The organism is Vibrio breoganii, assembly GCF_001677275.1.
Classification (GTDB): Bacteria; Pseudomonadota; Gammaproteobacteria; order Enterobacterales; family Vibrionaceae; genus Vibrio; species Vibrio breoganii.
This window is the reverse complement of sequence record NZ_CP016178.1, coordinates 841,952-868,838: the sequence shown is the minus strand read 5'-3', so window position 1 is coordinate 868,838 and position 26,887 is coordinate 841,952. Positions and strand designations below refer to the sequence as shown.

The following is a 26,887-nucleotide window of genomic DNA, read 5'->3' as shown; positions in this document are numbered from 1 at the left end:
AATAGCCTACTGGTGCGACTACATTTTAGGGCGAGGTAGCTCCTCAATAAAGCCCGTATATAAGTGCGCATCTATACTTGTTTTCCAAATTCTTTGTTGATTTACCGAGGGGGTCCATATAAGGATCTTAGATGCTACCGAACTCAGAAATGTGCGCTCCAAGATTCTGGATAACTATTTTATAGTTTCCAGAATGACGTGAATCGGTCCTTGTTGGACTAGGCTCACCTTTCTCAAACGTCGTCATCCTAGATTAAAGACTTCGAGGATGACACCTTTTTTAGCATAATCTGAATTCATGGAAGTTTAGACGTCTAGACGTTGACAATGTGGCGGTATGCCACTAGTCTACGCGCTCTTTTGTTTTTGTGATCTTGGTAACATGTCTGACGCTACTCCCTCTACTTCTATATCGCCTTCTTTTAAGGCGTTATTACCCCTGTTTTTATTCCTAGCACTTTTCATTGGTACGGGTGTCTATATGACGCTTCAAGAAGTGGAGATGGCGTTTTATCAATTGCCAGCGCCGGTAGCAGCTTTGCCTGCTGTTGTGTTGGGTATTGTGTTAAGCAAAGACAAGCTGAATACCGCTATCGAACAATTTTTGCGAGGTGTTGGGCATACTGACATTATCGCTATGTGTGTTATCTACTTGCTAGCCGGTGCATTTGCCGCTGTAGCGAGTGCGACTGGCGGTGTAGAAGCGACGGTAAATCTGGGACTGACGATGATCCCAACAGCGCTTATCTTGCCTGGCATATTCATAATCTCTGCATTCATTGCTACATCGATGGGTACCTCTATGGGCACCATTGCCGCTGTTGCGCCTGTGGCTCTTGGAATTGCCAACGCCGCTGATATGGACGTAGCACTGACTGCGGGTGTTGTATTGAGCGGGGCTATGTTTGGTGACAACCTATCGATTATTTCTGATACCACCATAGCGGCGACTCGCTCGCAAGGCTGTCAGATGCGCGATAAGTTCAAAGAGAACATCTGTATTGCTTTGCCGGCGGCGCTTTTGGCATTGGTGCTGTTTGGTATTAATAGTAAGGCATCACAAGTGCCGAGTGTTGAAGCGGTAGATTGGATTAAGGTGATACCTTATCTGACCATCTTGGTATTGGCAGTATCGGGCGTGAATGTGTTCGTGGTACTGAGTTTAGGTATAGTGCTAGCAGGAGCAATTGGATTTGTATCTACGACTGACTATACCGTGAGCGGCTTTGCAAATGATATCTACACAGGCTTTGGCAATATGCAGGAGATATTCCTATTGTCGATGCTGATTGGCGGCATCAGTGCGCTAATGAAGCAGCAAGGCGGCTTGGCGTATATTACCGACCGAGTGAGTCGAATGATTCGTGGCCATAAGAACAGCCAACGCGGGGCGGAGATGGGTATTGCTTCGGTGGTGAGTCTAACCAACCTTTGTACTGCTAATAATACGGTATCCATTATCGTTGCGGGTGGCGTAGCTAAAGAATTAGCACAAGAGAACCAGGTATCCGCGAAACGAAGCGCTAGCTTATTAGATATCTATTCTTGCGTTATTCAAGGCGTATTACCGTACGGCGCTCAGATTTTATTATTAGGCTCTATCTTTGGTTTATCACCACTGGCAGTGGTGGCTAATTCATATTATTGTTTCTTCTTGGCTATTGCAGCGGCATTGACCATTATCATAGGTAAGCGTTAATCTAGTAAAGTCGTCAACAGGCCCTAAGTAATTCAGCGACATCAGAGCCATGCAGATAAAGTGGCTCTTGTCGTACTCGAGCAGTGGAGAAAGGAATGCCTCAATTAACAACTCTAGAAAAAACGCTGATAGTGAGTAGCACATTTGTCCTTATTGGCACTTTTTTCACAGAGGATATGATTGGTTTCTTTGACTTTATGATTGATGTGTTGTCTTTCTAAATTATTCCAATCAAAACCACTAGAATCGAAGAAGTTTGCTCACAGATAAGCGTCCTTTAATGGGCGTTTTTTTATAACTATTTTTTAGGATTGTGACGCTCTAAACCCTTTCAATTCTTACTTGTAAAGCAAACGTGGCACGCTTCACAACATCATATTTTCTTTCATAAAAACAACATCTTCGAATATTTAAACACGATAAACTGCGGTCACTCCCTGAATTAAATACAGTTACTGAGGACCCTGAATGTCAACGATTAGCTTAGATGGAGACTGGTCTCTTTCATCTCCCCAACGCCCTGAAATTTCAGTTCCAATCACAATGCCGGGCGACAATTATCACGCCCTGATGAATGCTGAGATTATCGAGAATCCTTATGACGGGGTAAATGAAAAGGACGTGCAGTGGGTGGCTGAGTGTGAATGGCTAATCGAGCGCACTTTTGACGTTTCAGCACAGCAATTAGCTTGCCAGTCTTTAGATTTGCATGTGAGTAGAGTCGATACCTTAGCGACATTTGTGGTCAATGGTGAAACCGTCTTCACTACTAGTAACATGTTTCGAATTCATCGAATTGATCTGAAGCCGTTTCTAATTGAAGGCGAAAATCGAATGCAGGTCCATTTTGCAAGGGTGGATACAGAAGCCAAACGCAGAGCAGAGCAGCTACCTTTTCCGATTCCTTCCTCAATGGGCGCAAATAATCAACTGCCCCACATGAATCTTATACGAAAGACCCAGTGCCATTCTGGCTGGGATTGGGGTATCTGTTTGGTGGTATCAGGCATTTATGACTCCATAAAGATTCAACCGATTAACAAACTTCGTTTACAGCAGGTTCAGACAGAGCAAAACTGGCTACCTGATGGTAGCGTTGAAGTATTGGTAACCGTTGCTCATCAAGCGGTCGCGGGAGTACCGATTGAGATTAGTTTTGGCTCTCAAAGCACGACCATACTATCTTCGGTAGAAGGTGAAACGACTGCGCGATTTTATGAAGCGTCCCCCGAGTTGTGGTGGCCTGTAGGTTATGGTGAGCAACCTCTGTATCAACTTCGCGTGAGCGTGGATGAACAGGAGATTGTTAAGCGGGTTGGACTGCGTCGCTTAGAACTCAATAACGAAACGGATAGCGTTGGCTCTGCGATGGAGTTTAGGGTCAATGGCTTTCCTATTATGGCTAAAGGGGCGAACTGGATCCCAGTGGATGCGATGCCGTCCAAGCAGACTACAGAGCGTTATGAAACGCTACTGCGCAGCGCAGTAGATGCCAATATGAACATGATTCGAGTTTGGGGTGGTGGCCAGTATGAGTCTGATTATTTCTATGATTTGTGCGATGAGCTAGGTCTTTTAGTATGGCAGGATATGATGTTTGCCTGCTCGTTGTACCCGTCAACGCCTGAGTTTATCGCTGACGTAGAGCCTGAAATACGCGACCAAATTAAAAGGCTTCGAGACCATACCTGTATTGCTATGTGGTGCGGCGACAACGAGGTAATCGGCGCATTAAACTGGTACGAAGAATCACGAAACAATCGTGATAAATACGCGGTTAACTATGACCGCTTGAACCATAAATTACATGAGATCATTGCAAAAGAAGACCCATCTCGCTGTTTTTGGCCAAGTTCACCCTGCAATGGCGGGCTCGACTTTGGTGATGCATGGCACGAGGACAACCGAGGTGATATGCATTTTTGGGATGTCTGGCACTCTGGTGGCTCTTTTGATGCTTACCTTGGCATCAAGCCACGATTTTGCTCTGAGTTTGGCTTCCAGTCATGGCCGTCGTTTGCCGAGGTGAAAACCTTTGTGCCTGAGAGCGATTGGAATGTGACTTCACCCACATTTGAAAGCCATCAAAAAAACGACAGTGGCAATAGCATTATCACAGAGATGTTTACTCGCTATTTTCGCTTCCCTAAGGGGTTTGAGCAGATGTTGTATCTTAGTCAAGTGCAGCAGGCGATAGCCATCAAGACGGGTTGTGAGTATTGGCGCGCACAAAGTCCAATTTGTCGTGGAATGCTGTACTGGCAATTGAATGATAATTGGCCAGTAAGTTCTTGGTCTAGTATTGAGTATTCGGGGCGCTGGAAGCAACTGCACTATCATGCCAAGCGCTTTTATTCCCCGGTGTATTGTCCTTTTGTGGAGACCGACGAGGCGATTACTTTGCATTTAAGTAATAACAGTCGTGAGAATAAACAAGTCACAGGACGTGTTGTTCGAGTTGATTGGCATGGTGAGGTTCTCGGCGAATGGCCTCTCGATCTCAACCTTCAGGCCGATCAAAATATGGTTGCGTGGCAACTGCCAAAGGCTGAGTGGGAAAACGACCAACACAACAGCTTTTTCCATGTGAGCATAGAGACAGAGAGTGGAGTAAACCAGAACACTTGGTTTACGTCCCCTAAATTCAAATCTCTAGATCTGCAGCGTGCCAATATACAGGTTGAAGCGGATGGTGATTCAATTTTGCTATCAACAGATAAGCCGGCCTTTTTCGTGCATTTAGAGCATGATGGAGCAGGGCGCTTCTCTGACTCTAGCTTTACCTTGCTACCGTATGAAAACAAGAAGGTACGCTATCTTGGAGAAGACCAGGCATTGATGCTGGAGACTCTGCGAGTGTACGACCTATCGAACAGCTATTAAAGTATGTAACCATTGCCTAAGGGATGTTAAGTGGGAATATTAGAGTTGGTTTTATTGTTTATCGCAGGCGTGATTGGCGGCGTGATGAACTCCATCGCGGGAGGAGGCAGCTTTGTCACCTTTCCTGCGCTAATGCTAAGTGGTGTCCCTCCGGTAATGGCCAATGCCAGCAATACCCTCGCATCTACCGCTGGATACCTAAGTGGTGCGTACGCGTTCAAAGACGATATAGCCAAAGACAAGCAAAACCTGCCTAAGATCATACTGTTTAGCGTGTTAGGAGGAGGGCTCGGGGCTTGGTCATTGATGACCGTCGAGGAGAATACATTTTTAAAGGTGGTTCCTTGGCTTTTGCTGTTTGCGACTGTGCTCTTTATTGTCGGACCTAAATTCAATCAACTGTTGCAGGCCACAGCGAATCGTTACAAACATGCCTCTCAGGTAGGGCAGATCTTGATATGGGTTGGTTTGCTGGTGGTGGCCACTTATGGTGGCTTCTTTAATGCTGGTCTTGGGATCATATCACTCAGCTTTCTGGTCATCGCTGGCTATCGTGACATCAACGTTATGAATGGCGTTAAGCTGCTAATCTCATGTGGTGTGTCGCTAACGGCTATTGTTATTTTTATTGTTCAAGGGGCTATTGATTGGCACGCAACGTTAGTGGTGTTGGTTGGCACATTGGTCGGTGGATACTATGCGGCGCATATTTCCCGTAGGCTTCCACAGATATGGGTAAAGAACATTGTCATAGTGATCAGCGTTTCAATAACGGTCTATTTCTTCTATAGCACTTATCTATAGACTGTTTTATGTCGCACACGAAAAAGGCTCGGTCAACTGACCGAGCCTTTGTGTATTGCCTTACGATGCCAACAATTAAGCTTCTGCTGTAGAAACTAAGCTGTTATCTGTACCACAATCGTTTGGTACATAATCATCTGCTTTAGGATCGTTTTCCCATACTTCGCCATCGATTAGGTAACGAAATTGAAATTGTTCATTCTTAGGGAAGCGAGTCTTAAAGTTGAATGCTTTCTTGGTTTTGTTGTACTTCATCGCAACAGGTTGCCAATCAGTGAAGTCACCAGCAACAGAGATTGATTGCTCTTCTGTCTTTGGCCATTCAAAAGTCACTTCAACTTCGTTTTTGGTTTTGAAAAATCGTTTTTTAAGCACGGCTATATTCCTTATATATGTAATCCAACGCTATTTTAATTTTCAGCGATTAAAATATGAACTGCAAGTAATTTTGTAATTTTATAACTAAATTTTAAGACGCTTATCAATAAGTTGCTCTGTTCTAACAAAAATGTATGAATTTGTAATAGGGAAAGAGACTATTTCGTTGATAAGTTACAAACTAAGCCATCACTGAGAAAAATAGTTGATATGTTCAAGCCTTTTAAACAAGGGGGGATGTTTCGTATCAATTGTCCTAGATCTGTTCAGCTTTAATTGAACAATAAAAAGCCCGCGAACAATGGATAATGTTGGCGGGCTTTTCTCATTTTTACTATGACAAATGAAGCGAACTTGTTTACTCGTATTCTGCGGTACATTGATATGTAGCGCGCCATATTAAGTCTCTCGAATGCTGAATGGTATTTAAAAGATCTTTCCCTGTGATCTGTGGGATAGCAAGTAACACTCTTAAGTCCAACTCAGACTCGGTAGCTTGATATGCTCGAACATGGGTGAACGTTGTTCGCTCATTTTTCTTTAACATCGCACTATTTATGCAAATGCCGAATGAGTCTTTATTCATGTCTAAACCTCCCATTGTCAAGACAGAGATAGTGTAACCTCTACCACTTTCGTAGTATATAATGATCTGTTCAATTTTTGAGCTCGATCAAGAGAAGGGTTCAAGATATTTCACTCCATATAAGACATGGTATGTTACAGAATGGGTGGTGGTTTTGTTTATTATCAAACAATCAGAATATTACTCTGTTGCGGGCGTATGAATAGTGAGCTGTTCGTATTGTAAACGTTTACTCTTGTATAAAATAATTTGACCCACTTTGAGTGACTTTTTATGCATCAAGACTTTTGGTCTTCATACTAAAGATAAGATGGCCCTTTTGTTTTTCTGGTAACAATTGAACGACAACTTGTGTGGATGGGGGGTGGTTAGAGGTAAAACATCCTCAATAATCCTAAAGGAACAGTGCCTAAAACTTAAGCGGCTTTGCTCGTTGTTCATCATAAAAGGTGGGTAATGAGCTATGGATTTGTTAATAAGTTACTGTGCAGCGGCTTGCGATCCAAATCCTAAATTAGAGCGCATCTAAAACTAAATTCCCTTTTGATAAAAGTGTAGATTCTGAGAACGTTGCCTTTTTATTCGATAGGCATCTGGCACTTTCAGGTGTATTCAACTGCTGTTATGTCATTGCTTTTCATCAAGTTAACTCGTTATCGTGCATAACCCGTCAGCCAGCGATATTGACGAATTCAACCTATTTTTGTGATCAAACCGACAATAACTTCCTCGTCTACCAATAATGACTTTGTCAGCATAATATTTTGTTTACCTGTGTATGCATGGTGATTCTTTGAAGGGAAACATTAGAGTCATATAAGTCAGTGTTTCGATACAACAAAACGGATTAAGGAGAGGTAAAGGAGAAAACTCACCGATTATTGGCCAATGGGTAAACCGAAGTGATTGAAATACTTCAAGCCGCTATTGATTTTCTAACTCCCAATATAGTGCGCTCTTTTGTGTTGTTTAGGGCTCTTTTATTGTCACTTCCTTACTTTTTATAAGAGATATAACTCATTAATTTAAAAGCTGTTTTATGAATACTGACCAAGATGTAACTGTTTTTCGTAGAATTACAGTTGGAACACAATTTTTACCTTCTAACATAGGGGAAAAAGGTTCCAAATTGACGGTAAGTTGCTAGAATGTTATGAAGGTGAAAAAGGAACGTGTTTGCAATGTTCCAATGTTAGCAGTACTGCCTTGATTAAGGAATGTCGAGGCGGAAACAAGGATGTAGGCTATGGAAGAGCAAGTACTGATCACAGATGTGTCTGTTGTAGAGACTCACGGCAAGGCTATTGTCATAAATGCGTCAAGCGCCGCGAGAGGTATTAAGAAAGGCGACACCTTACAAAAGGGTGACGTACTTTTAATTGGTGAAAATGCCAAAGTCATGGTTCAGTATGGCGATAAGGCTGAGATATTTGACCAAAATTGTGCCGTGTGTGTCGCTAGTGTTAGCCCTGATGAAGCGAGTCAGTTAGCTTCATCTCAAACAGATGTCGCATTACAACTTGAGCAAGAACAAGCGCAGTACACCGAGCAAGACATCGCGCTAGTGCAACAAGCCATCTTGAACGGTGAGGACCCCTCTGATGCGTTAGAAGCCGCCGCTGCCGGAAAAAACGTTAACGCTGAACATGCTGCCAACGACGGGTTTGTTACCGTCGAAATGAACTACATAGAAACCCATCCAGAGACTCAATTTCAAACTGATGCCTTCATTCAAGAGCTGCTGCCGCTAGACGACGACGGTTTAACCATTAACTTTGCCGAAGGTGGGGGAAGTATCGCTACCGCACTTGTCGAGGGCTCTCTTTCTCAAAGTACCTACCCACAAACGACTGTCGGCTCTTTCTTCATAGAACAAGCGACATTTGAACTAGACGTAGCAAGTTTTGAAGTGGCTCCGCTGGATATTGATCAAGTGCTTGCCGAGCTTAATGCCAATATTACCTCTGCGGGCGAAGCGGTTTCCTTTATCTATGACGCTAGTGCAAATGCTATCGTTGGCTCTGTAAATGGTGAGGAAGTTCTTTCTATTACCATCACCCCAAATCCAGTAGAAAACGGCATCGACCTAGTGGTCACTACGGTGATTTCAGGACCTATTGATCATATCGACTTTAGCGGCGACTACATTTCAGTCTCTGATGATAAGCTGAATATCGAGTTCGACATTACGGGTAAGGACTCCAGTGGATTTGAGTTAGTTGATCCTATTTCGTTTAGAACCGTTATCGCAGACGGAAACAACCCTGGTTTTGATTCAGTTGTCGCCACGGATACGACCATTATCAGTGAAGGGGAAGAGGTTAGTGCTAATTCTGCTGATGGTGATACAGGACTCTCTTTAGGAAGTGATACCGCAGCATATTTAACCATTAATGACGCCCTATTGAGCGATCCTATCTGGTCTTCTCTTACCTCTAATGGCTTGCAAACCAGTGTGACGTTAACGTCAGATTCGCAAGTTGATGTGGATTCCAACCCTATCGTCGACAAGATAGTAGTAACGCTGGCCGATACACCGAGCGTCGTCGTTCTAGAAATTGTTGTCAATATTGACGGTACCTACATCGCCACATTAAAACAGCCACTAGATCAGGACTCTACGAATCTAACTGAACTTGATATACCTGTGCATGTAGTGGATTTCGATGGTGATGCGACACCTTCTACCATAAAGGTGGTTATCGAGGATGGAGCAGATCCAACGGGTGAACCAAGCCTGCTTGATTACACCGAGATTGTAGGAGAACAAAGCCAAACTCGGACCATAGAGTTCACTAAAGGCAGTGATAATCTTGCTGACATTTCATTCGAATCGACTGTAGAGACAGACTCTAACTGGACTAGCATTCTAAGTAACGGGGAAGCAACCAGCGTAAGCGTTTCTGAAGATGGGAAAACCCTTACCGTAACCACCGTAGGTGGTGACCCAGTTCTAGAAGTGGTTATCGACAATAGTGGCGAATACACCCTGACACAATACCGCGCTATTGAGCAGGATAATAACGTTTTAAGACTGGTTTTACCGACGACAGCTACAGATACTGATGGTGATTCAGTCACTGAAAATATCAATATAGTAATCCGCGATAACACTAGCCCAGAGGGCGCACCGAGTGAAGTTGATTATGTTGAGACGGGGGACGCAGGACAGACTATCGTTGGCCAGATAGACTTCACTGTCTTTAGTGATGCTATTGAAACCGTGCAATTTGCTGCATCCACAGAGACCGATCCAATTTGGAACGGCTTGACCTCGAATGATACGCCGGTAGATGTTTCTCTTTCAGAAAATAATACGGTATTGACTCTAACAACCATTAGTAACCCAAGCGAAGTGGTGATGACTATTACGGTCAACACCGATGGCTTATATACAGTGGTACAAAATGCCGCTCTAGATCACCCGTTAGATAACCTGTTAGAGCTGCCCATCACGGTTATAGCTACAGATTATGATGGTGATACTGGCAATGAAGTCATTACTATCAAAGTGAACGATGGCTTAGACCCAAGTGCTCAAGACTCCAGTGTCGAATTTACCGAGCTTGAAGATGGGCTGCGCAATGCCGCAGGAACGATAAGAATTGATCAAGGTTCAGACGATATTGCCACTGTTGTATTTGACCCTGCCGTCCTCAACGATCCGGTTTGGACCGGTATTACCTCAGATGGGATTAATACAGAGCTTAGGTTAGAAGATAACGTTCTTACCGTTTACTACATTGTTTCAGACCCCTTACCAGCACAAGAGGTGCCAGTTCTTCAGGTAACTATAGGTCTTGGAGGGCGTTACTTAATCCAGCAGTTTGAATCTATTGATCAAGACGATGACTCGCTGGATATTGAATTAACCCTTCCTGTAGTGGTAACTGATACCGATGATGACGTTACCACAGCAAATATTTCGATCACCATTCTTGATGGTGCAAATCCAAGCGCAGGTGATGCGACGGTTGAGTTTGTAGAGAAATCCACAGAGCAAGCCTTTATCGATCATTTTGAAATTGATCAAGGTGCAGATGCGATTGATAGCATTGTATTCAATGAGGCTGTGCTTAGTGACTCTGATTGGACAGGTCTTGTCAGCAACGATCAAGGCCTAGAATTATCGCTAAGCGCAGATGGAACCTTGCTTTCTGTGTTCGTCGCTGGAGATTCTGCGAATGTTGTGTTGGAGGTTGAGCTTCTAGACTTAGCTGGTAATTTCCGCGTGACTCAATTTCAAGCCCTTGATCACTCCGTAGTGGAGCAGCTAATGCTGACACTGCAGGTGGATTTGACGGATACCGATGATGACGTCATTTCAACCAATATTAACGTCAATATCACCGATGGTTTGGATCCAAGCCTAACTCCAAGTGTTGCTCCGAATATCAATGAAGCGGGAAGTGAGATTTCTGTTAGCGGAACGGTTGCTGTGACGATGGGTAGCGACAATGTCGATACGGTGGTATTTGATAAGACGGCAGTAGAGGCAAACGCGCAGTGGACCGGTTTGCTCAGTAATAATTTGAATACGGAGACTCTAGTTACTGACAATGTGCTTGTTGTTTATATCGCAGGCGATCCAAGCAATGTAGTCCTTCAGGCTGAAGTTAATGCAGACGGCACTTATACGGTTACACAATTTCAGGCACTTGAGCACAATACCAATGACACCCTTACGCTAACCCTTCCGGTTGTAGTAACAGATACGGATAACGACTCCGTAACAGAGTCGATCACTATCAGTATTCTAGATGGTGATGATCCGGTTATTTCAGACAGTGTGGTAGAGCTGTTTGATGATAGTACTAACACTGAGCAAACCGGCTCTCTTAGCTTGAGTGTTGGCAGTGATATCGTCGAATCTATAAGTGTGACTCTTACCTCGGCAGAGCTAGCCGCCTGGGACGCGTTAACGAGTAATGGCCAAGCCACCAACCTAAGTGTTGTTGATGGGAGTTTAGTCCTAACGCTGACAGATAACGTTACAGAGGTATTGCGCCTAGATGTTGGACTTGATGGTAACTATTCCATCACCCAATTCCTCTCTCTTGACCAACCTGTAGACGATCAAAATCTGCTTTCAGTAACAATGACTGCGACCGATGCCGACGGCGATTCGGATATTGCCGTTATTGATATCACCATCAATGATGGTATGGATCCAAGCAGGCCAGGTAACGTCTCAACACCATTGAATGAAAATGACATCCCGTCATCTGAAGCTGGCGATATTCTATTGAGTCAGGGTGTGGATGCCATCGCTAGTGTCGAGTTTAACGACAGTGTGCTCAGTGATGCCACTTGGCTGGCTCTCACCTCAGATAATCGCGATACCGAGCTTTCCTTAAGCGAAGATGGCACAACATTGGTTGTTCATGTTGCAGGCGACCTAAATGATGTAGTTCTTAAAGCGACCGTTTCTTTTGACGGCACGTACATAATCGAGCAGTTGCAAGCCCTAGAACAAGATGTGAATAGCAATATCAATGATCTCACCTTGATTGTTGATGTTACGGATACTGATGGCGACGTGAGTGCCACCACTATATCTATGCCTGTCACTGACGGTGATGATCCGAGTATCACCGATACCACAGCGACACTAGATGAGAATGATATTGGAGATCCAGACACGCAACCTATTACCGGAGATTTAGCGCTGGTTAAAGGAAGTGATCTGGTTGAATCGATAGTTATTGATGACAGCATTCTACTAGACCCTATATGGACCGCACTCACTAGCAATGGTCAAGCATTGAGTCTCGAACTTATCTCTAACTTGCAAACGGGTGTTTTTGATACCTTGATTGTGAGTCGCAGTGATAACGATGCCCCAGTGCTCGAAATACTAGTCAAACTCGATGGTAGCTTTGAAATCACCCAGCTAGCGCCGGTAGATCAGCTTTCGGGTGACTCAATAGACCTTACTGTGCCGGTTACTGCTAATGATGCAGATGGCGATTCAAACAGTGCTAGTGTTGTGATTACCATTAATGATGGTGATGATCCCAGTGGTGTAGGTGACACTGTCACCCTGCAAGAGACCACCGGCATTGTGATGGCAGAGGGACAAGTGGTCTTTACGCCAGGCAGTGAAGAGATTGCTGATATTTCTTTCGATCCAGAGGTAATCAATGATGGTACATGGTTAGGCCTTATCTCAAATGGAGAAGGTGTAACCCTTGCATTAACAGATTCAAAAACCTTGGTAGTGACTAATGCCTCTGGCGCTGAGGTGCTTAGGGTAACGATTGATAATGATGGCAACTTTGAGGTAACTCAGACTCTACCTATAGAGCAAGATGGTTCAGACCTTACCCAACTCACTCTACCTGTTTTAGCCAGTGATTCAGAGGGAGATACAGGCTCTGTAGATATCACAATCAATATCCAAGATAACGTGGCTCCGCAAGCCGAAACAAGCACAGTGGAATACACAGAAACTGGGCAAAGTGGTCAAACAAATAATGGCACCATTGTTTTTGTGCCAGGTTCAGATGCCGTAGAAACAATAACCATAGATTCCACCGTAGTGACAGATCCTACATGGGGTGCGCTAACCAGTGATGGAGAGCCAACCACACTATCGCTAGATGCATCTGGAAAGGTACTGACTCTTAGTACGAGTACAGTCGATGTTTTGATATTGACGCTAAGTGATGACGGCAGTTACACCGTGCTGCAAAATGCCGCGTTAGACCAATTTACACAAGATGATATTAGCGACCTAGTTGTTCCCGTTATTGGCACAGACTTTGACGGAGACTTTAGTTCGGTCGATATCAACTTAAAAATCACTGACGGTGGGGATGCCACGGTTACAGCAAGTGCTATTGAACTCGATGAAGATGATGTCACCGATGGTAATGCGACCGATACGGGCTCAATCAACCTGATTCAAGGGAGTGACGCCATAGCGACTGTTGCTCTTACTCTTAGTGAAGCGCAACAAAACGGTTGGGAATCTCTCACCAGTAATGGCCAGCCAACCCAATTAGTGATTACAGCAACGGGTATTACAGTGCAGCTCGCAGATAGCACTCCAGTATTAACCCTTACCATAGACGCCGCTGGAAATTACACACTGACTCAGTTGGAGGCGTTAGATCAGGTTGATGACCTCACTGAGCTTCAAGTCGGAGTAGTTGTTACCGATACGGACAATGATGTTGTTTCGACTGTGATTGATATCACCATTAACGATGGCGATGAGTTCACTATTATCCCTGGTGATGATAGTTGGAACGAAGACAGCATCGGGGACACGAATGTATTGCCTATTTCGGGTGACCTGAGCTATGACGGTAGTGATGCCATCGCCGATGCGGCACTGGATCTTTCGAATGATCAACAAGCCCTATGGGAGGCCATTACCAGTAATGGAGAAGCGACCACGCTTGCTGTGACCTCAAATACATTATCAGTGACCACGGTTTCGGGTGATATCGTCTTAGAGCTGCAACTAAACACAAATGGTACATACAGTGTTGAACAGTTCGCTGCCATTGATCAGGATGGGAACGATCCAATTAATCCAGATGAATTGTTGCTTGATATCGGAGTGGTGATTACCGATACCGATGGTGATGAGACTCGCTCTGATATCCGTTTTGCCATCCAAGATGGCAGTGATCCAAGTCTGAGTAGCGATATTGCTGACATTACCGAGAACGACATAGGCGATATAATTGCGCAACCTTTTGAAGGCGACCTTGCCCTAATATCGGGCAGTGATTTGGTTACTTCAGTTGAGATCAATGACTCGGTAATTGATAGCGAAAGCCCTTGGCAAAGCCTGACCAGCAATGGTTTTGAAACCAGTGTTGCTCTGTCTTCTACGTCTCAGTCTGGTGTAAATGACACGCTAACCGTGACACTGGGTGATGGCAGTGTAGTGATGCAAGTAATCGTCAATCTTGATGGCACTTACACCATAGACCTGCGTGAGCCCCTAGACCAAGACGTTAACAACCTGACTAGCCTATTGATTCCTGTTGATGTAACCGATAGCGATCTTGATACCACTTCAGCCAATATTACCGTCAATGTCACTGATGGTAATGATCCAAGTGGCGTTGATAGTGATGTTGAATGGACAGAAACTACCGGTGAACAAACGGCTGACGGTACCATTTCATTTACTGCTGGCAGTGAAGATATTCAAAGCATTGAGTTCGATCCTGCGGTTCTAGACTCTACTGCTTGGAAAGGCTTGATGAGTGAGGGGGAGAGCGTCACGCTCAGTCTTTCTAACGATGGTAAAACCCTGACGGTGGTCGGCGCTGGCTCAGCTGAGCCTGTCCTGACAGTGACTATCGACAACGGCGGCAACTATGACATCACTCAACACAGACCCATAGAGCAAGACAGTGGCACAGACATCAATGATTTGGTGCTTCCTGTATTGGCTGAAGACTCTGATGGCGATTCGGGCTCTGCAAACATCAATATCACCATTAATGATGCGGTAGCGCCAACAGGTGCTGATGCCAATATCAATGTCAAAGAGGAAGGCCTGCCAACGGTTACTAATGGCGAAATCCTATTTACGCCAAGTAGTGATTCCATAGAAACCTATGAATTCGATTCAGCTATTGCCAGTGACGGAGTATGGACTGGGCTGACGAGTAATGATGAAGCAACAACGATAACAGTGACTAATAATTCGATTGTTGTCTCTTTAGACAGTGATCCCGATGCCATTGTTCTCGAACTGACTCTAGACTCGACGGGTGGTTTTACCCTTACTCAAAACCTTCCTCTAGATCAAGATTTAGCCACCAATATCAATGAACTGATGGCAGGGGTAATCGCAACAGATTTTGATGGCGATACCTCTACAGCCGATATTGTACTTAAGATTACTGATGGTGCTGATCCTGAAATTACCGACGGTACATTGAGCTTTATCGAGCGAAATGATGGTATGCCTATGAATGGCGCATTAAACATAACCAAAGGTATCGATGATATTGTCAGCGTTCAGTTTGATGAGGCTGTGCTTACCGATCCTGCATGGACTGCCATAACCAGCGATGATCAGCCGACGGAACTCCAACTCAATAGCGAAAAAAATGAGCTCATTGTGTACAAAGGCGGAGATGTCAGCAACGAGGTGCTGAAAATCACTTTAAACAGTGATGGTAGCTACACTCTTATTGAAAGCGATGCCGTTGATCAGCCTAGTGATACTGAGCCTGTGGCTTTGCAGATTGACGTTATCGTAACCGATACTGATGATGATAGTGATACGGGAACTATTAGCATCAATATATACGATGGCGAGGACCCTATCGTTAACGATGCTGCGGTAGATTTTGTCGAAATAGAAGGCCAGCAAAGCTTTAATGAAGTGATAGAGGTGATTGCCGGAGTCGATGCCCTTGAAACGTTTAGAATCGATACCAATGTCACTTCGGACCTCGATTGGCTTGGTCTAGTCTCTAATGATCAAAGTACCGAGGTTTCATTATCCGCTGATGGGACCTTGTTAACCGTATTTATTGCTGGCGATTCATCTAATAAGGTTCTTGAGATCCAAATTAATGATTTGGTCGGCAACTATACTGTCACTCAGTTTCAAGCCCTTGACCATACCGATGCAGAAGCACTGCTTCTCAATATTCCAGTGACAGCCACTGACTCTGATGGTACGCAAGCAAGCGCCAATATTGCTCTGACTATTCGTGATGGCGATGATCCGGTGATCAGTAATGACAGTCAGAGTTGGAGTGAAGATGATATTTCAGTCATTTTCCCTATCTTCACCGATGTGGATCTTGTCTCTGGTAGTGATGATATCGCCCAGATGCGCTTCACGTTAACCCAAGCACAAACAGATGCTTGGGAAGCACTCACCAGTAATGAACAACAAACGGAGTTTACCGCTACAGCTACAGAGATCCGCGTTACCTTGCTTGATGGCACTGAGGTATTGGTGGTCAGCTTAAATATCGATGGTAGCTATAGCATTGAGCAATTCCTAGGACTGGATCAGGATGATTCAGGTATTACTCAGCTTACGCTAGGCGTTGAGGTAGAGGATACGGATGGTGACACAGATACTGCTACCTTAGATTTTACCATTGGTGACGGTGAGATTATCACCACAGACCCAGCCGATGTGCGCTGGAATGAAGACCAGATAGGAGACACCGGCTATCTTTTTGAGGGTGATCTGAACTATCAAGGCAGTGATGGCATAGACACAGCCATTCTTGAGTTAACGGCAGATCAATTGGCCGCATGGCAAGCAATAACGGTGAACGGAGAGGCGACAGCATTTGAGCAGAATGCACAAAGCTTAATCGTGAGCGTAAATAACGTTGTTGCTTTGCAACTGACCTTAAATACCGATGGCACCTTCCAACTTGAGCAGTTTTTAGCGGTCGATCAAGACAATAATGGAACCGATCAAACCCTGCTAAGTGCGGGAGTTGTATTCACCGATACTGATGGGGATGTGACTAATTCCAGTATAACGGTCACTATCGATGACGGCAGTAATGTTATTTCAAGCGATCAAACGGAAAGCTGGAATGAGGATGAAGTCGGTACCAGTACTCAGCCAATAACCGGTGATATTGGTCTTACCTTGGGGCCTGATGACCTTGCAAGTTTAGATTTTGAGTTAACAACAGACCAGCGCACAGCTTGGGAAGCTATCACTAGCAATGGGCAGGATACCAACTTAGTAGAAGGTGAGCGCTCTTTGGAGCTACAGCTTGCAGATGGCACAGTCATACTGTCTATCTCCATGGACATCGACGGCAACTATGTTATTGAGCAATTCGACTCGATAGATCAGCCCGCCTCTGATCTAACAGAGCTCTCAGTAGGCACAGTGGCTATTGATGGAGACCTTGATGAAACAAGAAGTACCATCAACATCAACATCGAGGATGGCACTAATATTGGTCTCAGAAGTCGTCGCGTTACCTTTAGTGATGATGATATAGGGACAGACGCATTACCCGTTACGGGTGATTTGGAATTGACGCTAGGCAGTGATGCCTTAGTGCGCCTAGAGTATAACCCTACCAATAATCAACAGAACAACCTAAGCGCCGTGACCAGTAATGGTAAAGCCACCGATTGGACCCTTACTGAAAATAATTCCTTAATTACCGTCTTTTTAGAAGAGGACCCAACGTCCATTGTTCTAACTATGAAACTGAACATGGATGGCACTTACACCGTTGAGCAACTACAAGCGATTGATCAATCGGGAAATCAAGACAGATCCAACCTTAATATTCGAGTGAGTGCTGAAGATTCTGATGGTGATGTTACCAATGCCGTTGCTCGAGTTCGTATCAACGATGGTGCGGATCTGACTTTTAACGAAGACCCCATTGTACTTGAGTGGAACGAAGATAATATCGTCGGTGTGGTTGATTTTCCGGTCACAGGCGATGTAGGCCTTACTAAAGGCGCTGATGATATTGCCTCAGTGATCTTCTCTCTTTCGGCGAGTCAGCAAGCTGCCTGGGACTCTTTGACCTCAAATGGAATGGCGACAAAAGTGGTTATCGGTGTCGATGGGCAAAGCTTTAGTTTAGTGACCGATGATGCCAATGAAACACCGGTATTTGTGGGTAGTATAGACATCAATGGTAACTACAGCTTTGAACAACTAGAAGCCTTGGACCAGTTAGCCTCTGACGATCTTAACCGTCTGGGTATCACTGTAGAAGCGACAGATACGGATAACGATACGGTCACTAAAGAGATCTCGATTAACATCGAAGATGGAACGGACCCAAGGTCTACTGATCAAGCCGAATCAGTGGATGAGAACGTTATCTTAGATGCGGATGCAGACCCAGTCAGTGGCGCTATCGCTTTAGTGCAAGGAATTGATGCCGTCGCCTCTGTTAAGTTCAATGCAGATGTATTAACTGATAGCGCCTGGACAAGCCTTGTGAGTAACAACAAAGGAGTAGAGCTTGTACTTAATGCTGATGGAACCATGCTCACGGTTCATGTCGCTGGAGATAGTGCCGATGTAGTGTTAACGGCCACGGTCAATCTTGATGGCTCCTATACGATTGAACAGTTGCAGGCGCTCGAGCAAGACAACAACAATTCAGATATTAACGAATTAACCTTGGTGGTAGATGCGACCGATACTGATGGCGATGTCAGTTCTGCGAATGTTAACATCCAAATCTCTGATGGTAATGATCCTCTCGTTGACCTTACTCCTTCACTGACATTGCAAGAAAGTAATATTGACCAAGGAGATACTGGCGCGCCTCCAATTCAAGGTGGTAATGATCCTGATGGAAACCTAGAGAATGGCAACACTACAGTGACCTTCCTTAAAGGCACTGATGATGTAGAAGCTTTTTATATAGATACTGCCAGTGTCACTGCAAGTTATGTGGACAATGGCGGCCAGACTCAGTTGTTCCCTCTCACTTATCAGGGTGTTGCTATCTCTTTTATTGCTGTCACTGGCGGTTATATGGGAGTTGCAACAATCAACGGGCAAACGCTCGATATCCTTTCACTACAGATTAATAATGATCTGAGCAGCCCTGACTTTGGTCGATTTGATTTTGAACTCATTCGAGCGATTGATCATCCCATTGCAAATGAGTCCGATACCTTAAGTATTAACCTTCCTGTCTATGTGCAGGATATGGATGGAGATAATTCACTTCCTAAGCCTTTGGTGGTTAATGTTGTGGATGACGTACCTGAGGTAGTGAGCAAGTCAATATCAGTTGTGGAAGGGGATGATGCGAGCACAGTCAATGTGCTGAAACAAAGCGGGCTTGACACTGATGGCGCCGACGACGGATCGCTAACTCAAATTACGATTGGTAACACGACCTTAAATATTGACCCCTCTGGTGGCTTCCAGAGCTTCGATCTTTATAGCGATGGTAGTGACCCTGCAAATCCTAGCGATACCACTCTGCTTATGGGTGTCATTGAGGTCCACCCTGATGGTCGTATTCGCTTTACAGCAGCTGATGATGTGCAACAGGGGGGAGATTCAGTCAGTATCGATGTGAATGTTACTGCGACTGATAGTGACGGTGATACCGACACTAATCCTGTGACTATCACAGTGGATGACATTACTTCTGAGATCACCTTATCTGAAGCAAGTGGTACAGAGGATGCGGGGCGTAACGTCACACAAGGTGATACCAACGCACAGGATAACCTGCCAGCAGGTGATGCACCGATCAAGGTCAACATTGCGGTCAATACCGGAGATTTTGATAACAACGAACAACTCGGCGCTATTACTATCACAGGCGCAGATGCTGCTGAGGGTGATTTTTATTACTTCGACGGTGCGAACTACATCGTTCTACCGGTTGTGAGCGGTGAGGTGATTCTCAGTAAAGCTCTATTAGAAACATCGACCGTCGACAATGAAAACTGGCTAGTTGAGAATTTATTCTTTGTTCCTGCCCGTCACCAAGGCTCGGAAGGAACAGATTACACTTATGACTTTAGTGTAGAGGTATATCGAAACAACGCTGTTAGTGAAACGCTGGATGGCAGTCTTACCGTAGAGGTCAAAGCCATCGCGGATACTGCGACTTGGGAGCCGTCTGCGGGCAACTTTGAAGTGACTGTAGATGAAGATGGTGATGATGCTGTCTTGCAAATTCTAGCGCAAACCCAAGACCAAGATAGCTCTGAAACCATTACCTATGAAGTGAGCTTTGTGGATGATTTTGGGCAGGAGTTACTTATTGATGGAGTCGTGCAAACCCCTGATGAGAATGGTCTGTTCATTATATCTGCGGATGATATAGGTAAAGTGACTGTTAATCCAGCGGACGACTGGAGTGGTACCATTCAGCTTCAGGTTGTTGCTATTACGACCGAGAGCGATCCAAATGCAGAAGTGCCGCAAGCTCGCTCGGAAGAACGCTATTTCACTATCAATGTGAACCCTATAGCGGATGAGGGTACGCTTAACGTCACTCGTATTGAGATCGACGAAGATACAACGACTACCTTAGGTCAACACATCTCAATGAACCCATCATTAGATACAGATGGGTCAGAAGCACTGTTTGTTCAAATATCCAACCTAGCAGACAGCAATGGAAACTTAGCGACATTAAATTGGATTGGCAGTGGTGTCAGTCAAATTGTTGAGGTTGCCGATGGTGTTTATGAGATTCCTTACGACCAACTGGAGTTTGTTGAATTCATTCCATTTACTCAAAGTAACGTAGATTTTGAGCTAACCGTTACCGGCATTGTTCGCGATTATACACAGCAATTAGAATCGATAGATGAAGTCACAGGCAATGGAACGTTTGTAACCATAACTGATGACAGAGTACTCGATGCTCGTCAGCTTATTGTCGATCTCAAAGGTGTGGCGGATTTCCCTGCCATCAGTGTTGATGGATTAGGTGATACTTGGCAACCAATCATCAATGCAAGTGGCCAAGCATCGGGTGTCGAAACTTTGGTTGATGAGGACACTGATATACCGCTGAGCTTTAAAGTCATAAGCGGAGAGCTTGCTGACTCTCCTGATGATGATTCCGAATCATTATCGGTTTTAATCTCTAATATCCCAGATGGCGTGATGGTGCTTGATGAAGACGGGGAGGCAGTTGACCTTGTGTTCGTTGGTTACGATGATGCTGGTGGTCCGATCTATCAAGCAAACCTAACTGAGGCTGGTGTTGATACAGGAATAATTTTAAGACCTATTCCTTCATTTACTGGCAATATCGATCTTAAAGCGACCTTGGTCGTCACTGAAAATGATGGTGATGTGCGGGTTATCGAAGGCGATATTGTTATAAAAGTACAACCAGTCATTGATGCTAAAGATGGCTATGAGCGCACTTCTACTGGTAACGAAGACACCTTTATTGAGATTGACTGGCGACCAACAGGAGATGATTACCCTGACTCTGACGAGGTGATTAAACTAGTGACCATTACAGGCTTCCCAGAAGGATCAGAGGTTCGTGTTAATGGCACAGTGCTAAGTGTGGGTGCAGACGGAAAAATTACTATTTCAGAAACAAACGGACTTCGTGATCTACTTAATGGCTCTGGCAAAGTAGAAGTGAAACCTCCACAAGATGACAGCCGGGATTTCACCTTAGATGTACAGGTAGAAGTCACTGAGGACGATTTTGAATTTACCGACGGTCAAAGTGAATTTGAGGATTCCGCTACGACCATTATTAATGGCACGATAGACGTTGTGGTGCGTCCGGTTGTTGAGTCTGATGCCATATTGTTTGTTACAGACTTAGACGACAAGGTTACAGGTGACATTAATAACCCAATTGTTGCTAATGCTAATGGTGCGGTTAATTTTACTATCAATGAAGCAAAAGACGATGCTTACAGTGTTAACTTCGAAGACCTCGATATCACACAAGCAGAGCAAGATGCGCTAGATAAGTTAGCCGATGATCCAAATGCAACCCTGACCCCTGAAGAGCAAGCAGAACTGGATGAAAATCCGGACGAAATTAGTGAACAGTTGGTGGTTGACTTCAATACTCTGGATCAAGAGATTCTAGACCAGTTAGTTATTGTTGGTGCTGTGAATAGCGGCGATGGTAAGTGGGTCGTAACCAATGAAGAAGACTTCACTATCGTAGCGCCAAGCGGTCTTAAGATCCCTGATGATGGAGATAGCGCTTTTTCTGAAATAACCATCACTTTCACCGCGCTAGTCTATGACAAAGGCGAGGATGGAGAAGAAAGCGCTCGCGTTCAAAAATCAACAGATGTCACGTTAAGTTTCCCAGAAAATGTCACTGCCGCCGACTCGATAGCTGCGGTTATTATTGAGAACAGAGACCCTGATGACATTGTCTTAGGTACTGAAGATACTAACGTTGACTTGGGTCAGCAAATTATGGACAAGGCGATACTAGCCACTACAGTCATCAAAGATGATGTAGCTGACATCTTTACGTTGGTGTTTGCACAATCAGAACTTGAAGGCTTTAGTATTGGTGGTGCTGAGTTTGATTACACCAACGGACAATACGTATTCCAAGGCCGAGTCGATGAATCTGGAAATATTATTGGGTTAGAAAACCTCATTCTTATTCCACCAGAAGATTATGCCGGTGACATTGCTCTCAAATTTACTGCTATTACCACAGATACAGAATCTGGTGATGAAAAATATCATGACTTGACTATCCCTGTCGCAATATCACCTGTGGTGGAAGATTCTCAAGTGGTGTCTGCGGTTGTAAAAGGCACAAGTGGGCTTAATCAAGACCTCCAACCGCTTGACCCTAATAGCGCCACTGATACCGAAATTTATCAAGACGATATTGCTTATGAGGATGGCGTTATTCACCTAGAGGTTGGGGTAGAGTCAACAGATCTTGATACGGCCTCTGGTCGTGGTGTTGAAAGCTTCCAAACGGTCACTATTGCGTTGAAAGATGTGACAGAGGGTGTACTGATAGACCCTGATGGCAACGAGGTAAGTTCTTATACATTGACTTACGATCCGGCGAATCCAACGGCTATCGATGACTTCTTAAAGGATGTTCAGTTCATTCCTGCGGAGAACTTCCCTACAGGTGATAACGATAATATCGTTGAACTGACCATTTCTGGAACCATCAATGACACCACTGTTTTTGATGAGACAGCAGGATACGATCACCCGTCCAACGTGGATTCTGGAAAACCATTTAACGGTGAGGTTTCGTTTGAGGTGGTACCTGTTGTTGATAACATCCTTGTCGAAGGCGGTGATAGGTCAAATAAGATTGTTATTACGGGTGCGGAAGACACGCCTATCTTCCTTGACCAAGTTCAGGGTACACCATTTAGCATCAAACTTAAGGACAATGATGGGTCAGAAGAGTTCGTTTCGATAAGACTCTCAGGGGTTCCAATTGGTTTCTTGGTGGGCTCTACTAATGAAAGTGATCCTGATGGGTTTGTGGTTAAAAATAACGGTGACGGCTTCTGGACAATACAGCTAAATAACCCATCGGTTACTGAGGTTTCATTTGCTGATCTCGAAATCACCCCAGCTGAACAATTCAGTGGAACTGTAGATATTGACATTATTGTCTTTACCCAAGAAAAACTATTGGGGGTTCCGGTTGAGCATACGGCTAACTTCACTCTCGTGGTTAACCCTGAGGCAGACGAGGTGGATACTGATATTGCCACAGCGGTAACTGGGCTTGAAAACGAAGATATTGAGATCCCAATTAATGCGTATATCGTCGATGATGAATATTCGTTATCCGGCAATGGTAGTGGCTCTGATTATGAAGAGAATGCTCCGGAAACTCTACGTATCACCGTGCTCGATGTACCTGATGGTGCAAGTATTAGTTTGTCTGATGGTACTTTATTTACCGACAATGGTGATGGCAGCTGGACAATTGATGTAGATGCACAAGAGCTAGAAAATATTGTTTTTAATCCAGGGGATAATAACTCTGTCAGCTGGGACCCATCGCAGATTAGGGTGCAGGTTCAGTCTGTTGAGTACGATATTAACAATATTGAGTATACAGGCCCAATATCCGAGCAAGTGGTTGATATCAGCATAGATGCGGTCAATGACCAGCCGTTGTTTGGTGGGATTGAGCAAATAGATGCCGTCGAGGATAACGAATATATCATCGACAACCTAAGTATTTCTGATGTGGATGAAGCCGATGACCCAACGGCGGAATACACTTTCACCATTACAGTGGAAAGTGGGTTGATAAACTTCCAAGACGGTGCCGAAGGGTTGTTCAATATTACTTTGAACCCGGCATCGAATATCCCTGCTACCAGTATCGAGGTGAAAGGAGCCATTGCCGATATTAATGCTGCTCTGGCGGATGGTGTTCGCTTCAATCCGGATGCAAACTTTAATGGCGATGTGAAAGCAACGATTACCGTTGATGACGGTGGAAACTCCGGAATTGTGGGTGAACCAAATGATAACAGCGCAGAGTTTATTATTAATGTTCAACCTGAAAACGATCAGCCAGTGTTTGGTGCGCCTATAGATGACACGTCGGTGGATGAAGAAGGTACAGTACTGATTGATTCTATTCAGATAAGTGATATTGATGAATCAGAAGCACCTGATGCAGAAATTAGCGTGACGTTGTCGGTAGATGCAGGGTTAGGTAGTTTTGGCTTCGATTCTGCGCCTTCAGGTGTAACGGTAACACCGGTAACAGGTGCAACAGTGGTGCTAACTGGTACCTTGGCAGACATCAACGCTGCCTTAGCAAGTGGCATAGAGTTCACCGCAGGGGACGATGTTATCGGAACCGTACCTGTCACTGTGACTGTAGACGATGGTTCAAACGGTGGCATTGTTGATGCTGGGGATTCAACAACCTCAAATATTAATCAAACCAGTTTTGATATCGAGGTAAATCCAGTCAATGACGAGCCTGTTGTTACTGGCACTGCAGATGTGAATACTGATGAAGACATCGCTACAACAATTACTGGCATCCAGATTGATGACCCTGATTTGTTAGGTGATGCTTCAACAGACTATGTCGTTACCATCGATGTTACTGATGGTGATCTTGATTTTGCTCAGGCGGCAAAAGATGTCTTCACAGGCCAGATTGATATTACCAACGGCAAGGTCGTGATTACCGGCTTAGCGGCTGATATTAATACACTGCTAGATAGCGGAGTGATCTTTACTCCATCACAAGATTTTGTTGGAACCGTGTCTGCAACAGTGACCGTTAATGATGGAGGAAACCAAGGCAGTGGTGGACCACTGTCTGATAATGCCTCATTCGACATTGTGGTAGATCCTGTCAATGATGAACCAGAAATCAGCGATATTTCTACTCAAGCCGGTTTAGAAGATACTGATACTCTAATCACTGATATTCAGATCTCTGATGTCGATGAGGCTGACGATCCGTCCGCTTCTTACAATGTCACTATCACTGTGGATTCTGGTGTGCTGAGTTTTCTTACCGACATTGAAACCGATTTTGGTGTGACGATTGAGACAATAGTACTGCCTGCCGCAAGCGTCGAACTGTCGGGCACCATTGCTGAGATCAATGCAGCTCTTGCAAATGGTGTTAATTTCACGCCTGATGTGGATTTTTACGGTACGGTATCGGCAACTGTGCTGGTGGAAGACAATGGTAACTTCTCTACGCCTAGTGACCCTAAATCAGCACAAACAACCTTTGATATAGAGGTTGCTGCCGCCAATGATGCGCCTGTAAATACTTTGCCTACCGACGTCACTGTAGATGAAGGGGCTGAGGTTAAGGTGACAGGGATCCAAGTAAGCGATGTGGATTACTCTGGCATGTTCTCCAATAGCACGATTGAAGTGACCCTGAGTGTCGATGTGGGGAGCATCAACGTAGTGACAAGTAATGGTAGTGTCACTATCACAGATAACAATTCTAGTAGCGTATTGATAAGTGGGCCTATTGATGATGTCAATGCAGTGCTGGCAGAATCAGCGGCTACTGATGGTGTTTTCTATGCTAACCCTCAGGGGAGCGACAGTGCTCAATTAACCGTAACGACCTCTGATGCTGGCGTGTTTGGTGATGACAGTTCCATTGAGTCAGACAGTGATAGCATCACTATCACGATTAATCCCGTGGCTAACGCGCCAACCTTAACCCTAGATAGCACCAATCAAAGGAGTCTGAACACCATTATTTCTGAGTCTGCGCTGATCGCTCGAGGGATCCCACTGCTAGGCTTGATGGCAGCGCTATCCGATGCGAGCGAAACTCTTACCGTCGAAGTTCGTGGCTTAGATGCGGCCTTGTCCGTTGAATCCAGTGCAGGTAATGCTGACCCTGGAAGTGAAGCGGGGACTTGGGTGTTGGATATTGCCGCTCTTGCGGATGCGACCGTTATCGTGACTGATCCTAATACATTACCTGCTTCTGATGTAACCTTTGATGTAGTCGCCGTATCTAAAGAGTTTGATGGAGTAACAGAATTGGATTCTGCTGATTCATCGGTCATTTCATATGCTGCCAATGTGGTGGCGGACGGTGATCCTCTAGATGCTTCTGCCGAGTCTGTGCCAACCACTATTGTTGATGGAGATGAAAACACAGTGCTGACGGGCACTAGCGGTGACGATGAGCTTATTGGTGGAGATGGTGCTGATACGCTGATTGGCGGTTTAGGCTCAGATATCCTCACTGGTGGTTTGGGCGGCGATCTATTTGTTTGGACTGATGTAGATGATGGCGCGCAAGATGTGATCACTGACTTCAATCTAATCGAAGGGGACAGCATTGACCTAACGGGTGTGCTTGATGAGCTTGTGACGAATACGGATCTAGACTCCTTGTTGCAAGATTTCTCAGTCAATCAAGAGCTAACGGCGACGCTTCTTAGCAACAACGAAGATGTGCAAATTGATTTCTCATCGACGCCAGATACAGAGAAGCAGTCCATTGTCGTGAAGGGCTTGAATAGTCAGTTGGATTACGGTGCTGATCCGAGTAAAGATTTGTTGACGGCCATGTTCGAGAGTCAGGTATTTAAATATGACGGTAGCTGATGCTGTC

At 44.8% G+C, this 26,887-nt stretch carries 7 protein-coding genes; 5 read left to right on the top strand and 2 right to left on the bottom strand.

The window, feature by feature from the left end; all coding sequences use genetic code 11:
• The first annotated feature begins 382 nt into the window (after nucleotides 1-382).
• From A6E01_RS16825 to A6E01_RS16815, 4 genes are all read left to right on the top strand, one after another.
• Nucleotides 383-1,699: a Na+/H+ antiporter NhaC family protein gene (locus tag A6E01_RS16825; protein WP_167714331.1), complete on the top strand. Its 1,317-nt coding sequence runs from the start codon at nucleotides 383-385 to the stop codon at nucleotides 1,697-1,699.
• Nucleotides 1,700-1,794: 95 nt separating this feature from the next.
• Nucleotides 1,795-1,920: a hypothetical protein gene (locus A6E01_RS21645; protein ID WP_017029604.1), complete on the top strand. Its 126-nt coding sequence runs from the start codon at nucleotides 1,795-1,797 to the stop codon at nucleotides 1,918-1,920.
• A gap of 247 nt (nucleotides 1,921-2,167) precedes the next feature.
• Nucleotides 2,168-4,582 (top strand): beta-mannosidase, encoded by a 2,415-nt coding sequence (locus A6E01_RS16820; RefSeq protein ID WP_065210775.1) that lies wholly within the window; start codon nucleotides 2,168-2,170, stop codon nucleotides 4,580-4,582.
• Between the two features lie 30 nt (nucleotides 4,583-4,612).
• Nucleotides 4,613-5,386, top strand: coding sequence for a sulfite exporter TauE/SafE family protein (locus A6E01_RS16815; RefSeq protein WP_017029602.1), 774 nt, complete (start codon nucleotides 4,613-4,615; stop codon nucleotides 5,384-5,386).
• A 75-nt stretch (nucleotides 5,387-5,461) separates the two neighbouring features.
• On the opposite strand, the gene A6E01_RS16810 is transcribed toward A6E01_RS16815, so the two are convergent.
• Together A6E01_RS16810 and A6E01_RS21565 are read right to left on the bottom strand one after the other, a co-directional pair.
• Nucleotides 5,462-5,761, bottom strand: a complete 300-nt coding sequence (locus tag A6E01_RS16810; protein WP_017029601.1) for an isoamylase early set domain-containing protein — start codon at nucleotides 5,759-5,761, stop codon at nucleotides 5,462-5,464.
• A 361-nt stretch (nucleotides 5,762-6,122) separates the two neighbouring features.
• Complete coding sequence (locus A6E01_RS21565) at nucleotides 6,123-6,350, bottom strand: hypothetical protein (protein ID WP_026026237.1); 228 nt, start codon at nucleotides 6,348-6,350, stop codon at nucleotides 6,123-6,125.
• 1,246 nt (nucleotides 6,351-7,596) lie between these two features.
• Here A6E01_RS21565 and A6E01_RS16800 point away from each other — a divergent pair.
• A complete protein-coding gene (locus A6E01_RS16800; RefSeq protein WP_065210774.1) occupies nucleotides 7,597-26,880 on the top strand; it encodes a retention module-containing protein in 19,284 nt (6,427 codons plus the stop codon).
• Nucleotides 26,881-26,887 lie beyond the last annotated feature (7 nt).